Below are 13,865 nucleotides of genomic sequence, written 5' to 3'. Positions count from 1 at the left end.
TTTGTGGTCATTTCAAGTATTCAGCGGTTCTTGGGCTTCTTGGCGGTTTCCAGGCGACGCAGGTGGCACGTCACTTCCTCGCGGTCGTGGTAAAGCTGCTTACAGCCAATCTCCACCCGAATGCCGCGCGCCTTGAAGCCTTCTTCAATGCGTTCCAGCAAACGCTTCACTTCAGCATAACGCTGCTTCATCGGCAGCTTCAGGTTCACCACCGCCTCACGGCAATGCCCCTCGCCAATCCAGGTTTCCAGCAACGCCGCGTTGCGCGCAGGTTTCTCGACGATGTCACACACCATCCAGTCCACCGGCTGCTTGGGCACGAAGGTGAAACCGTCGGCCATCAAGTGTTGCACCAGGCCGGTGTCCATCAGGCTTTCGGCCATGGGGCCGTTGTCGATGGCGGTCACCAGCATGCCACGGTTGACCAGTTGCCAGGTCCAACCGCCCGGCGCGGCGCCGAGGTCGACGCCGGTCATGTCGCCGTGCAGGCGCTCGTCCCACTGGTCGCGGGGGATGAAGTGGTGCCAGGCTTCTTCCAGCTTGAGGGTCGAACGGCTTGGCGCGTCACGCGGAAATTTGAGGCGCGGGATGCCCATCGGCCACATCGCCGAGTTGTTCGACTCGGCCAGGCCCATGAACACTTCGCGGCCGCTCTTGAAGGTCAGCAGCAGGCGCGGCTTGCTGGGGTCGTCCACCAGCTTGCCGGCGTTGAGCAACGCCTTGCGCAGGTGCACTTCGAACTTCTTGCAAAAGTTAGACAGCTCTTTGCCGTCATTGGTATCGACCATCTCCAGCCACAGGCTGCCGCACACCGGGAATTCGCGCAGGTGGGCGAGGATCACGCTGATGCGGTCGGTTTCCGGCAGGTCGATGAAAACCCCGCGCGCCCACTGCCGCGGGAAGATCAGCTCGGCAAAACGCTGGCCGTGCATCAGGCGCTGGGCGCCGTCTTCTTCGGTGCAGACAAATTCGGCGCAGGCGCTGCCGGTCTTGGCCTTGGCGTAGCCGGAAACGTTCAGGCGCGCGGCGTGTTCCGCGATCTCGGAACAGACTTCGCCTTCAAAACCCGGGCGGCAGTGCATAAAAAGGGTGTTCATCAACTCTCCTGGCAACTGGCTTGCTGTAGCGCAAGGCCTGTCATGAAAACGCGCGCATGATAACTGAGTTCGGAACCTTGGACTTAACCATAGAGTCCAGTTATTAGCCTGCTAATGAAAACAGGGCTAGCTTTAAAGCTCTGTCCGTCCCGTCAGGTCCGTAGCCGTGCGGATCATAAGGAGTCGCGTCATGTCATCGCTTGATAGCCTGAAAACCCTTAAAACCCTGGAAATAGACAACAAGACCTACCACTACTTCAGCCTGCCCGAAGCCGCCAAGCGCCTGGGCGACCTGGATAAGCTGCCGATGTCGCTCAAGGTGCTGCTGGAAAACCTGCTGCGCTGGGAGGACGACAAAACCGTCACCGGCGCCGACCTCAAGGCCATCGCTGCCTGGCTCAAGGAGCGCCAGTCCGATCGCGAGATCCAGTACCGCCCCGCCCGGGTATTGATGCAAGACTTTACCGGCGTCCCCGCCGTGGTCGACCTGGCTGCCATGCGCGCCGCCGTGGCCAAGGCCGGTGGCGACCCGCAGCGCATCAACCCGCTGTCGCCGGTGGACCTGGTGATCGACCACTCGGTGATGGTCGACAAATTCGGCAACGCCGACGCGTTCGAACAGAACGTCGATATCGAAATGCAGCGCAACGGCGAACGCTACGCCTTCCTGCGCTGGGGCCAGAGCGCCTTCGACAACTTCAGCGTGGTGCCGCCGGGCACCGGCATCTGCCATCAGGTCAACCTCGAATACCTCGGCCGCACCGTGTGGACCAAGGAGGAGGACGGCCGCACCTACGCGTTCCCCGACACACTGGTGGGCACCGACTCCCACACCACCATGATCAACGGCCTCGGCGTACTCGGCTGGGGCGTGGGCGGCATCGAAGCGGAAGCGGCAATGCTCGGTCAGCCGGTGTCGATGCTGATCCCGGAAGTCATTGGCTTCAAGCTCACCGGCAAACTGAAGGAAGGCATCACCGCCACCGACCTGGTGCTGACGGTAACGCAGATGCTGCGCAAGAAAGGCGTGGTGGGCAAATTCGTCGAGTTCTATGGCGACGGCCTGGCCGACCTGCCGTTGGCCGACCGCGCCACCATCGCCAACATGGCCCCGGAATACGGCGCTACGTGTGGCTTCTTCCCAGTGGATGAAGTGACGCTGGACTACCTGCGCCTGTCGGGCCGTCCGTCAGCCACCGTCAAACTGGTGGAGGCCTACACCAAGGCCCAGGGCCTATGGCGCAACGCCGGCCAGGAACCGGTTTTCACCGACAGCCTGGCCCTCGACATGGGCAGCGTCGAAGCCAGCCTGGCCGGGCCGAAACGCCCGCAGGACCGGGTCTCGCTGCCGAATGTCGGCCAAGCGTTCAGCGACTTCCTCGACCTGCAATTCAAACCGGCCAACAAAGAGGTCGGGCGCCTGGAAAGCGAAGGCGGTGGCGGTGTTGCTGTAGGCAATGCCGATTTGGTGGGTGAGGCCGATTACGACTACGAAGGCCAGACCTATCGCCTGAAAAACGGCGCCGTGGTCATCGCCGCGATCACTTCGTGCACCAACACTTCCAACCCGAGCGTGATGATGGCGGCCGGGCTGGTGGCGAAAAAGGCCGTGGAAAAGGGCCTCACACGCAAACCCTGGGTCAAGACTTCCCTGGCGCCGGGTTCCAAAGTGGTCACCGACTACTACAAGGCTGCGGGCCTGACCCAATACCTCGACAAGCTCGGCTTCGACCTGGTGGGTTATGGCTGCACCACCTGCATCGGCAACTCCGGCCCGCTGCCCGAGCCGATTGAAAAAGCCATCCAGAAAGCCGACCTGGCTGTGGCCTCGGTGTTATCCGGCAACCGCAACTTCGAAGGCCGCGTGCACCCGCTGGTGAAAACCAACTGGCTGGCCTCGCCGCCGCTGGTGGTCGCCTACGCGTTGGCCGGCACCGTGCGCATCGACATCAGCAGCGAGCCGCTGGGCAACGACAAGGACGGCAAGCCGGTGTACCTGAAAGACATCTGGCCAAGCAGCAAGGAGATTGCCGACGCGGTGGCTCAGGTCAGCACCGGTATGTTCCACAAGGAATACGCCGAGGTGTTTGCCGGTGATGCGCAGTGGCAAGCCATTGAAGTGCCACAGGCCGCGACTTACGTGTGGCAGAAGGACTCGACCTACATCCAGCATCCGCCGTTCTTCGATGATATTGCCGGGCCTTTGCCGGTCATCAAGGACGTCCAGGGCGCCAACGTGCTGGCCCTGCTGGGCGATTCGGTGACCACCGACCACATCTCCCCCGCTGGCAACATCAAGGCCGACAGCCCGGCCGGGCGTTACCTGCGCGAGCAAGGCGTGGAGCCGCGTGACTTCAACTCCTACGGCTCACGCCGGGGCAACCATGAAGTGATGATGCGCGGCACCTTTGCCAACATCCGCATCCGTAACGAAATGCTCGGCGGTGAGGAAGGCGGCAACACACTGTATATCCCTACCGGCGAGAAAATGGCGATCTACGACGCGTCGATGCAGTACCAGGCGGCGGGTACGCCCTTGGTGGTGATCGCGGGGCAGGAATACGGCACGGGCTCAAGCCGCGACTGGGCGGCCAAGGGTACGAACCTGCTGGGGGTGAAGGCGGTGATTGCCGAGAGTTTCGAGCGCATCCACCGTTCCAACCTGGTGGGCATGGGCGTGCTGCCGTTGCAGTTCAAGCTGGATCAGAACCGCAAGACGCTTAAGCTCAGCGGCAAGGAGCAGATCGATATTCTCGGGCTGACGGGTGCGGAGATCGTACCGCGGATGAACCTGACGCTGGTGATTACGCGGGAAGATGGCAGCAGCGAGAAGGTTGAGGTGTTGTGTCGGATTGATACGCTTAACGAAGTGGAATACTTCAAGGCGGGGGGCATCTTGCACTACGTCCTGCGCCAGCTGATCGCCAGCTAAAGAGCAGTGGAGATCAAATGTGGGAGCGGGCTTGCTCGCGAATGCGGTATGTCAGTCACAGATATTTCGACTGATCCACCGCATTCGCGAGCAAGCCCGCTCCCACATTTGGACCATATTCACAAATTCAGATCAGAACAACCACTTCCAGAGCAGCAGCAATACCACCACAGCCAACACCGGCCGCGCAATCCGGTAAGCCTTGGGATGCTTGCGCTTCCACTGCTTCACCACACCACTGAACTTGTCGCTGAAGGTCTTGCTCCAGGCATACGCCTGGTTGATCCCGCCGACGCGCTCGTCATCCAGGTTCTGCGGCGCCGTGGCGCGGCCCAGTTGCTTGCTGACCCAACGGTTGACGCGGGTCATGAAGCCATTGCTCAGCGGCCGTTCGATGTCGCAGAACAGGATCACGCGGGTCGTTTCAGTCTCGTTCTTCACCCAGTGCACGTAGGTTTCGTCGAACATCACGTCGTCGCCATCACGCCAGGCGTACTCCTGGCCGTCGACAAAGATGCGGCAGGCGTCGGAGTTCGGCGTGGACAAGCCCAGGTGATAGCGCAACGAACCGGCAAACGGATCACGGTGCGGGTTGAGGTGGCTGCCGCCCGGCAACAGCGCGAACATCGCGCCCTTGACGTTGGGAATGCTGCTCACCAGCGCCACGGTTTTCGGGCAGAGCGCCTCGGCCGAGGGCAGTGGCTTGTCGTACCACTTGAGGTAGAAACGCTTCCAACCCTTCTTGAAGAACGAACCGAAACCGGCGTCGTTGTTCTTTTCGGCGGCACGGATGTAACCCTCGTCGAACAGGTGCATGGCCTCTTCGCGGATCACTTCCCAGTTGTCCTTGAGCACATCCAGTTCCGGGAACTTGCTGCGGTCCAGGTACGGTTTGGACGGCACGGCCGAGAACAAGTACATCAAGGCGTTATACGGAGCGAACAGCGCCGAATGGTTGACGAACTGGCGCAACAGCGGCAGGCGGGCCTTGCCACGCAGGTGCACGTACAGCGTGCTGCCGATAAATAACAGCAACACCGACAGTTTGGCGGCCAAAGAAAAGGTCATGCAGCAACTCCTGGAAAAATGCGCCGGGCATCATAAACACTTGGGCCATTATGCAGAAGGCCCAAGGTACCGGCGCTGACACACATCAAGCCTGGTTTTCCTGATCGGTAAACAGATCGCTGAACAGCATGCTCGACAGGTAACGCTCACCGGAGTCCGGCAGGATCACCACGATGGTCTTGCCCTGCATCTCCGGTTTTTGCGCCAGGCGTACGGCCACGGCCATCGCCGCACCGCAGGAGATACCGCACAGAATCCCCTCTTCCTGCATCAGGCGCAGGGCCATGGCCTTGGACTCTTCATCACTGGCCAGCTCCACGCGGTCCACCATCGACAGGTCGAGGTTTTTCGGGACGAAACCGGCGCCGATGCCCTGGATCTTGTGCGGGCTCGGCTTGATTTCTTCACCGGCCAGCGCCTGGGTGATCACCGGCGACACAATCGGCTCCACGGCCACCGACAGGATCTGCTTGCCCGCGATGTTCTTGATGTAGCGCGACACGCCGGTGATGGTGCCACCGGTGCCCACGCCGGCCACCAGCACATCCACGGCGCCATCGGTGTCGTTCCAGATTTCCGGGCCAGTGGTTTTTTCGTGGATCGCCGGGTTGGCCGGGTTTTCGAACTGGCCCGGCATAAAGTATTGGGCCGGGTCGCTGGCGACGATTTCTGCGGCTTTTTCAATCGCGCCCTTCATGCCCTTGGCCGGTTCGGTCAGCACCAGTTCGGCGCCGAGGGCCTTGAGTACCTTGCGGCGCTCGATACTCATGGACGCCGGCATGGTCAGCAGCAGCTTGTAGCCACGAGCGGCGGCGACAAACGCCAGGCCGATGCCGGTGTTGCCCGACGTCGGCTCGACAATGGTCATGCCCGGCTTGAGCTTGCCGGTGCTTTCCGCGTCCCAGATCATGTTCGCGCCAATGCGGCACTTCACCGAGTAACCGGGGTTACGCCCTTCGATCTTGGCCAGGATGGTCACGCCACGCGGGGCGATACGGTTGATCTGCACCAGGGGCGTGTTACCGATGGAGTGCGCGTTGTCTGCAAAAATGCGGCTCATGACGGGTCCTATGTGGGCGGTATTCAGGAAGGCCCCAAGGGTATGCCTCGTGTCGCAACGCGTCCAGTCGAGGAACGTTGCGCGCCCCACAACAGTCCATCTCCTACAGACATGGAGAATGCCAATGAAACGTCGCTACAGCTGGCTGCTATGGACCGTTGCCGGGCTGGTGGTGCTGCTGGTCGCCCTGGACCTCGCGCTACCCTATCTGGTGCGCAACTATTTGAATGACAAGCTCGCCGACATGGGCGACTACCGTGGCCAGGTCAGCGACGTGGACGTCGCCCTGTGGCGCGGCGCCTACAAGATCAACGGCCTGGAGATCATCAAGGTCGATGGCAAGGTGCCAGTGCCGCTGCTCAAGGCGCCGTTGATCGACTTGTCAGTCAGCTGGCCAGCGCTGTGGGCCGACCATGCGGTGGTGGCCAAGGTGCGCTTTGTCAGGCCTGAGGTGAATTTCGTCGATGGCGGCGCCAACAAACAGGCATCCCAAACCGGTAAAGGCACCGACTGGCGCGCGCAACTGAGCAAACTGGCACCGATCACCCTCGACGAAGTGCGCATCGAAGACGGCAAGATTGCCTTCCACAACTTCAGCTCCAAACCACCGGTGAAGATCGACGCCACCGCGGTCAACGCCAGCTTCTACAACCTGACCAACATCGTCGACGTCAAAGGCAAGCGTGATGCGCGCTTCGAAGGCAAGGCCCTGCTGCAAGGCCAGGCGCCGCTGGAAGCCAGCGCGACCTTTGATCCGCTGAGCAATTTCGAAAACTTCGAGTTCCGTTTCCGCGCCAAGGATTTGCAACTTAAACGCATGAACGCTTTCGCCTCGGCCTACGGCAAGTTCGACTTCAAGGCCGGCACCGGTGACGTGGTGATAGAAGCCCAGGCGGAAAAAGGCCAACTCACCGGCTATATCAAGCCGCTGCTGCGGGACGTGGAAGTGTTCGATTGGCAGCAGGACGTGGAAAACAAGGACAAGAACATCTTCCGTTCGATCTGGGAAGCCGTGGTGGGTGCCAGCGAGACTGTGCTGAAGAACCAGCAGAAAAACCAGTTCGCCACGCGAGTGGAGCTGAGTGGCAGCGTGCACCAGCAGGATGTCAGCGCGTTCTCGGCTTTTTTGGCGATTTTACGTAATGGTTTTATCCAGGCGTTCAATGCGCGCTATGAGCAACCCAAACCCAGCACCGACTAAAAGGCGAGCGCGGGCTAATGTGGGAGCGGGCTTGCTCGCGAAGGCGGCGTTTCAGGCAATACATCTGTTGACTGATCCACCGTATTCGCGAGCAAGCCCGCTCCCACATTAGCCCGCGTACACCTTCAGATTTCGGCGTGACCGCCCATTCAGAGACTGAATAACCCGTCTGCGTTCACAGTCGCCGGGGCTGCGCGGTATAGTCCGGGCATTGATGAATGCGAGGAAACACCGATGAAGTTCGAAGGCACCCAGGCCTACGTTGCCACCGACGACCTGAAACTGGCCGTCAACGCCGCCATCACCCTGGAGCGGCCGCTGCTGGTCAAGGGCGAGCCCGGCACCGGCAAGACCATGCTCGCCGAGCAACTGGCCGAATCCTTCGGCGCCAAGCTGATCACCTGGCACATCAAGTCCACCACCAAGGCCCACCAGGGCCTGTACGAGTACGACGCGGTCAGCCGCCTGCGCGACTCGCAACTGGGCGTGGACAAGGTGCACGACGTGCGCAACTACCTGAAAAAGGGCAAGCTCTGGGAAGCCTTCGAGTCCGAGGAGCGGGTGATCCTGCTGATCGATGAAATCGACAAGGCCGACATCGAGTTCCCCAACGACCTGCTGCAAGAACTCGACAAGATGGAGTTCTACGTCTACGAAATCGACGAGACCATCAAGGCAAAGAAACGCCCGATCATCATCATTACCTCCAACAACGAAAAAGAACTGCCGGACGCGTTCCTGCGCCGCTGCTTCTTCCACTACATCGCCTTCCCCGACCGCACCACCCTGCAAAAGATCGTCGATGTGCACTACCCCGACATCAAGAAGGACCTGGTCAGCGAAGCGCTGGACGTGTTCTTCGACGTGCGTAAGGTGCCCGGTCTGAAGAAAAAACCGTCCACCTCCGAACTGGTGGACTGGCTCAAGCTGCTGATGGCCGACAATATCGGCGAAGCCGTGCTGCGCGAACGCGACCCGACCAAGGCCATCCCACCGCTGGCCGGTGCCTTGGTTAAGAACGAGCAAGACGTGCAGTTGCTGGAGCGTCTGGCGTTCATGAGCCGTCGCGGTAACCGCTGATGCTGCTCAACCTGTTCAATGAAATGCGCGCCGCCAAGGTGCCGGTGTCGGTGCGCGAGCTGCTGGACCTTATCAACGCGCTGAAAATGCGCGTGACCTTCGCCGACATGGACGAGTTCTACTACTTGGCCCGGGCGATCCTGGTCAAGGACGAGCGGCACTTCGACAAGTTCGACCGGGCCTTCGGCGCCTATTTCAATGGCCTGGAAAAACTCGACGACCACCTGCAGGCACTGATCCCCGAAGACTGGCTGCGCAAGGAGTTCGAACGCTCATTGAGCGATGAAGAACGCGCGCAAATCCAATCCCTCGGCGGCCTCGACAAACTGATCGAAGAATTCAAGAAGCGCCTGGAAGAACAGAAAGAACGCCACGCCGGTGGCAACAAGTGGATCGGCACCGGCGGCACCAGCCCGTTCGGTTCCGGTGGCTACAACCCGGAGGGCATTCGCGTCGGCGACGCGGGCAAGCGCCAGGGCAAGGCGGTGAAAGTCTGGGACCAGCGCGAGTACAAGAACCTCGACGACCAAGTGGAACTGGGCACGCGCAACATCAAGATCGCCCTGCGCCGCCTGCGCAAATTCGCGCGCCAGGGTGCGGCCGAAGAACTGGACATCGACGGCACCATCGACCACACCGCCCGCGATGCCGGCTTGCTGAATATCCAGATGCGCCCGGAGCGGCGCAACACCATCAAGCTGCTGCTGTTGTTCGACATCGGCGGCTCGATGGATGCCCACGTGAAAATCTGCGAAGAACTGTTCTCGGCGTGCAAGACCGAGTTCAAGCACCTGGAGTACTTCTACTTCCATAACTTCGTGTACGAGTCGGTGTGGAAGAACAACCAGCGCCGCACCTCGGAACGCACGTCCACCCAGGACCTGCTGCATAAGTACGGCGCGGATTACAAAGTGATCTTTATCGGCGATGCGTCAATGGCGCCGTACGAGATTACCCAGGCCGGCGGCAGCGTCGAGCATTGGAATGAAGAGCCGGGGTACGTGTGGATGCAGCGCTTCATGGCCAAGTACAAGAAGCTGATCTGGATTAATCCGTATCCGAAGGACACCTGGGGGTATACGGCGTCGACGGGGATTGTGCGGGAGTTGGTGGAGGATCAGATGTATCCGCTGACGTTGCGGGGGTTGGAAGAAGGGATGCGTTTTCTCTCCAAGTAGATGGAGATCCAAATGTGGGAGCGAGCTTGTGTGGGAGCGGGCTTGCTCGCGAATACGGTGTGTCAGCCACCTGATAAGCCGACTGAACCACCGCTTTCGCGAGCAAGCCCGCTCCCACACAAGCTCGCTCCCACATTTCGGATTGCAGCGTTACTTAAAGCGCTGCAAGAAGTCGATATGCTGCCGATGCGCAGTCTCCTGCACCACTGGCGCCAACCGCACCTTCTCCCCCGGCAAACACTGCGCCAGCCGCGCCAGCGCCAACGGCGTCAGCGCGCCCAGGCGCGGGTAACCACCTATCGTCTGCCGATCATTGAGCAACACAATCGGCTGCCCATCCGGCGGCACCTGGATCGCTCCCAACGGAATCCCTTCGGAAATCAGCGACGCCCCCTGGTACTGCAACGGCGTGCCCAGCAGACGCATGCCCATGCGGTCGGCGCGGCTGTCGAGGGACCACTCGGTGTTGAACGCATCAAACAGACTTTGCCCGCTGAACTGGCCGATCTGCGCGCCGACGATCACGTCCAGCGCGGCCTTGGCGGGCAGGTTGGGATCGTTCAGCACTTTCATCGCACCACCGGCACCGCAATAGGCCAGGCGCCCGCCTTCGACCAACGCCTTGCCAAAACCGTCCACACCGCCCAGTTCCTCACGCACAACCGTGGCGCAACTGCCCAGCACAGCCGGCGCATCAAACCCGCCCGGCGCCGCCAGGTAGGCCCGTGCGCCATTGAATGGCTGGGTGAAACGCAAACGCTGGCCCTTTTGCAGGATAAAACTGCGGCCGGGGCTGATGGCGCGTTCGTCGATGTACGCCCCCAGGTCCGCGCCGGCCAACGCCAACAAGCAATACTCCTCGGCCTGCACGGTGAAGCCGCCCAAAGTGATCTCCACCACCGGCGCGTCCAACGGGTTGTCCAGCAGCCAGTTGGCCCAGGACATCGACACCCAATCCAGCGCGCCGCCCTGGGTTACGCCCAGGTGGCGCACGCCAAAGCGCCCGGCGTCCTGCAGCAGGCACAGCGGTGTGCTGGCCTCGATGATCAAGCGGCTCATGCGTGCGCCTCCAACGGTGTGTCGTCACCACCCAGCTTGATGAATTCGGCGTGGTCAACGGACTCGAAGCGCACCGTGTCACCGGGTTGCATCAGGCTGTAGCCGTCGCGATCGCGGTCGAACAACTTGGCCGGGGTGCGGCCGATCAGGTTCCAGCCGCCGGGCGACACCACCGGATAGGCGGCGGTTTGCCGTTCGGCGATGCCAACACTGCCGGCCGCCACGCGTTTGCGCGGCGTACTCAGGCGCGGGGTGGCAAGGATTTCATCCACCAACCCCATAAAGGCAAAACCGGGGGCGAAGCCGAGGGCAAACACTTGGTATTCATGGGCGCTGTGCTGGCGGATCACGGCATCGACACTCAAGCCGCTGCGTTGGCTGAGCAAGGTCAACTCGGGGCCGACACTCAGGTCGTACCACACCGGCAGCACATGGCACTGGCCGCTGCCCTGGGCCTGTGGTTGCAGGTCGGTCAGGGCTTGGTCGATCAATGCCCGCGCCTGGGCCGGGCTCAACGCGGTGAGGTCGTAATGCACCATCAAGGTGGTGTAGGACGGTACAAGGTCCACCAACGCCGGGCCAAAGCCATCGCGCAAGCGCTGGGTGGCGGCAAGCATCCACGGCATGTTGGCTTCGGCGATGGCATCAAACAGACGCACCATCAGGCAGTCGATGGCCACTACTTCAATGCGTGGCTTCATGCGCTCTTCAATGCCTCGCGGATGCGCTGCACGGCGGCGACCGAGCTGGCGTTGTCGCCGTGGACGCACAGGGTGTTGGCCTGCAACACCAGCGGGCTGCCGTCGCTGGCGATCAGCAGCTCACCACGGGAAATGGTCAGGGCTTGGCCGACGATAACGTCGGCGTCGTGGTGCACAGCGCCGGGCAACTGGCGCGAGACCAGATGGCCGTTTTTGTCGTAGGCACGGTCGGCGAAGGCTTCGAACCACAGGGTGACGCCATATTCATCGCCCAAGGCCTGCGCGGCGCTGTTGTCGCGAGTCGCCAGCAACATCAGCGGCAGATCGCCGTACGCCGCGATGGCCTGGATCACGGCGCGCAATTGGGTCGGGTTGGCCATCATGTCGTTGTACATCGCGCCGTGGGGTTTGACGTAGCTCACCCGCCCGCCCTGGGCCCGGCAGATGCCGTCGAGGGCGCCGATCTGGTAGTGCAGCAGGTCCTGGATTTCCTGCGGCGTGTAGGCCATGGAACGGCGGCCGAAACCTTGCAAATCCTGATAAGCGGGGTGGGCGCCCACTTGCACGCCGTGCTTGAGCGCCAAGCTGACGGTCTTGCGCATGATGCTCGGGTCGCCGGCATGGAAGCCGCAGGCCACGTTGGCGCAATCGATGAACGGCATGACCTCGGCGTCCAGACCCATGGTCCAGTTGCCAAAGCTTTCGCCGATGTCGCAATTCAGTAGCAGGCGGCTCACTGTGGTCGCTCCTGTAGGTTTTGTTTTTTTGTAGTGTGGGATTGTTTACACAGAACTCGCAACTTGTCCTGACACCCCCACGACGCTTATCGTGGAATAGCTCGATTTTTGGCGCTGGCCCGGTGCGGCGTCCAACTAATAAAAACCGATCCATGCATAAGAAAAAGTTGATCCCATGAATTTGAAGTTCCTCGAAACCTTCGTCTGGGTGGCCAAGCTCAAGAGCTTTCGCCTGACCGCCGAGAAGTTGTTCACCACCCAGGCCTCGATCTCCAGCCGCATCGCGGTGCTGGAAAGCGAGCTGGGGGTGAAGTTGTTTCTGCGCGATTCACGCGGCGTGAGCCTGACCCCGGAAGGCGTGAAGGTGCTCGACTACGCCGAGCAGATGATGGTGACCATGCAGGGCTTGAAGCAGTCCCTGGAGACCACCAGCAGCAAGGTCGGGCGCATCCGCATCGGGGCGATGGACACGGTGATCCACACCTGGCTGAGCCCATTGGTGGCGGAACTGATGGACCATTTCCCGCTGGTGGAAATCGAATTGGTCGCCGATACCGCATTGAACCTCAGCGATCAGCTGCAAAAAGGCTTCCTCGACCTGATCCTGCAAACCGACCTGCTGCGCCTCGAAACCGTGCGCAGCCTGGAGCTGTGCAGCCACCCCATGGCCTGGATCGTCGCCAGCCAATCGATCTACCACCGCGACTACGCGTCCCTCGCCGAACTGGCCCAGGAGCGCATCATCACCTACTCGAAAAACTCCCACCCACACCAGGACGTGCTGCGCCTGATGCAAGCCAACGGCGTGGCCGCGCCACGGATGAACTGTGTGAATTCGGTGTCGGCGATTACCCGCTTGTTGCGCGATGGCTTCGGGGTCGGCGCGCTGCCGCCGGTGCTGGTGATGGAGGAGCTGGCGCGGGGGGAATTGGTGATGTTGCCGATGGCGCAGAAACTGCCGAACTTGCAGGTGGTGGTGTCGTGGCGCGTGGGAGTGGAGTTGGTGGAGGAGATTGTCGGGTTGTGCCAGAAGGTGGTGGCCCGCTATGCCGAAGAAGTCGGCCCAGAGCGGATGCTACTGACAAAACCGGATTAAAAACTGTGGGAGCTGGCTTGCCTGCGATGGCGGTGGGTCAGCTAGCACATCTGCTGCTGATACACCGCTATCGCAGGCAAGCCAGCTCCCACATTTTGAACTGTGTTTGACTTACAAACCTTTCAGGTCACGCTCTTCGATAGGCCGGCTCTGGCGCAAACGCTTGCCGCCCAGCACCACCCAATCGATCAGGCGGAACAGGCATTCCAAGCCGAACGACAACAGCATCGCCCCACCCAACCCCCAGCCCATGGCCTCTGGCGTCAGCAGGATCTGGTAGCTGTAGCCGTTCCAGGTCTCCTGGCGGATATCCGGGTCAGCCGCCACCGCCACTTGCAGCGCGCGGATGTACCACGGTCCTTGCATCGCCTGGAACTGCTTGTCCAATGCCACCTGGCGGTCAAGCATCGCGCCCAGGCTGTTGGCGTCGCTCTGGAACACCGGGTCATCACTGGCGCGGTAATGCGCGACCAGGGCCTGCAGGTCACCCTTGAAGAACTGCTGCGCGGTCGCGTCAAACCCGCGCAAGCCGGTCTGGGCCTCGATCAGGTGGGCTTCGACGCGCTTGGCGTAGTCGTTGATAAACCCCGGCACTTGCACGCCCACCAACAAACCCATGGCAAACAACACCAACCGCAGATAGCTGAGCAACATGG

At 61.3% G+C, this 13,865-nt stretch carries 12 protein-coding genes; 5 read left to right on the top strand and 7 right to left on the bottom strand.

All coding sequences use genetic code 11. The features are described from left to right. Positions 1–20 precede the first annotated feature (20 nt). Entirely contained in the window at positions 21–1,097 is a 1,077-nt protein-coding gene (gene rlmM, locus DBR46_RS22815; RefSeq protein ID WP_124528025.1) for a 23S rRNA (cytidine(2498)-2'-O)-methyltransferase RlmM, read from the bottom strand. A gap of 190 nt (positions 1,098–1,287) precedes the next feature. Here rlmM and acnA point away from each other — a divergent pair, with 190 nt between their 5' ends. After that, complete coding sequence (gene acnA / locus DBR46_RS22810; protein WP_124528024.1) at positions 1,288–4,029, top strand: aconitate hydratase AcnA; 2,742 nt, start codon at positions 1,288–1,290, stop codon at positions 4,027–4,029. A gap of 132 nt (positions 4,030–4,161) precedes the next feature. On the opposite strand, the gene DBR46_RS22805 is transcribed toward acnA, so the two are convergent. Then, positions 4,162–5,097 carry an aspartyl/asparaginyl beta-hydroxylase domain-containing protein gene (locus tag DBR46_RS22805; protein WP_124528023.1) on the bottom strand — a complete coding sequence of 312 codons (936 nt, stop codon included), beginning with the start codon at positions 5,095–5,097 and terminating at the stop codon, positions 4,162–4,164. 85 nt (positions 5,098–5,182) lie between these two features. Further along, on the bottom strand, positions 5,183–6,157 hold the full coding sequence (gene cysK, locus DBR46_RS22800) for a cysteine synthase A (protein WP_124528022.1): 975 nt from the start codon (positions 6,155–6,157) through the stop codon (positions 5,183–5,185). A gap of 124 nt (positions 6,158–6,281) precedes the next feature. Here cysK and DBR46_RS22795 point away from each other — a divergent pair, with 124 nt between their 5' ends. From DBR46_RS22795 to DBR46_RS22785, 3 genes are all read left to right on the top strand, one after another. Then, positions 6,282–7,358, top strand: coding sequence for a DUF748 domain-containing protein (locus DBR46_RS22795; protein WP_124528021.1), 1,077 nt, complete (start codon positions 6,282–6,284; stop codon positions 7,356–7,358). 234 nt (positions 7,359–7,592) lie between these two features. Further along, the gene (locus DBR46_RS22790) at positions 7,593–8,438 is read left to right on the top strand and encodes a MoxR family ATPase (RefSeq protein WP_003210690.1); all 846 of its coding nucleotides are present in this window, start codon (positions 7,593–7,595) and stop codon (positions 8,436–8,438) included. Beyond that, on the top strand, positions 8,438–9,616 hold the full coding sequence (locus tag DBR46_RS22785; protein WP_017736274.1) for a VWA domain-containing protein: 1,179 nt from the start codon (positions 8,438–8,440) through the stop codon (positions 9,614–9,616). Before DBR46_RS22790 ends, DBR46_RS22785 begins: the two co-directional genes overlap by 1 nt. A gap of 150 nt (positions 9,617–9,766) precedes the next feature. Here the strand turns inward: DBR46_RS22785 and DBR46_RS22780 are convergent, their stop codons facing one another. From DBR46_RS22780 to DBR46_RS22770, 3 genes are read right to left on the bottom strand one after another with little or no spacing between them, the layout of a single operon-like run. Further along, on the bottom strand, positions 9,767–10,675 hold the full coding sequence (locus DBR46_RS22780) for a biotin-dependent carboxyltransferase family protein (RefSeq protein ID WP_124528020.1): 909 nt from the start codon (positions 10,673–10,675) through the stop codon (positions 9,767–9,769). Further along, positions 10,672–11,376, bottom strand: a complete 705-nt coding sequence (gene pxpB, locus DBR46_RS22775; RefSeq protein ID WP_124528019.1) for a 5-oxoprolinase subunit PxpB — start codon at positions 11,374–11,376, stop codon at positions 10,672–10,674. The genes DBR46_RS22780 and pxpB overlap by 4 nt, the downstream gene beginning before the upstream one ends. Continuing rightward, positions 11,373–12,113, bottom strand: coding sequence for a 5-oxoprolinase subunit PxpA (locus tag DBR46_RS22770; protein ID WP_124528018.1), 741 nt, complete (start codon positions 12,111–12,113; stop codon positions 11,373–11,375). The genes pxpB and DBR46_RS22770 overlap by 4 nt, the downstream gene beginning before the upstream one ends. Before the next feature lie 175 nt (positions 12,114–12,288). Between DBR46_RS22770 and DBR46_RS22765 the strand changes: the two genes are divergently transcribed. Next, entirely contained in the window at positions 12,289–13,209 is a 921-nt protein-coding gene (locus DBR46_RS22765; RefSeq protein WP_124528017.1) for a LysR family transcriptional regulator, read from the top strand. Between the two features lie 111 nt (positions 13,210–13,320). Here DBR46_RS22765 and DBR46_RS22760 read toward each other — a convergent pair whose 3' ends face one another. After that, entirely contained in the window at positions 13,321–13,863 is a 543-nt protein-coding gene (locus tag DBR46_RS22760; RefSeq protein WP_124528016.1) for a DUF2937 family protein, read from the bottom strand. Positions 13,864–13,865 lie beyond the last annotated feature (2 nt).

This window comes from Pseudomonas sp. KBW05 (genome assembly GCF_003852405.1).
GTDB lineage: Bacteria > Pseudomonadota > Gammaproteobacteria > Pseudomonadales > Pseudomonadaceae > Aquipseudomonas.
This window is presented reverse-complemented; position numbering and strand designations above follow the sequence as displayed.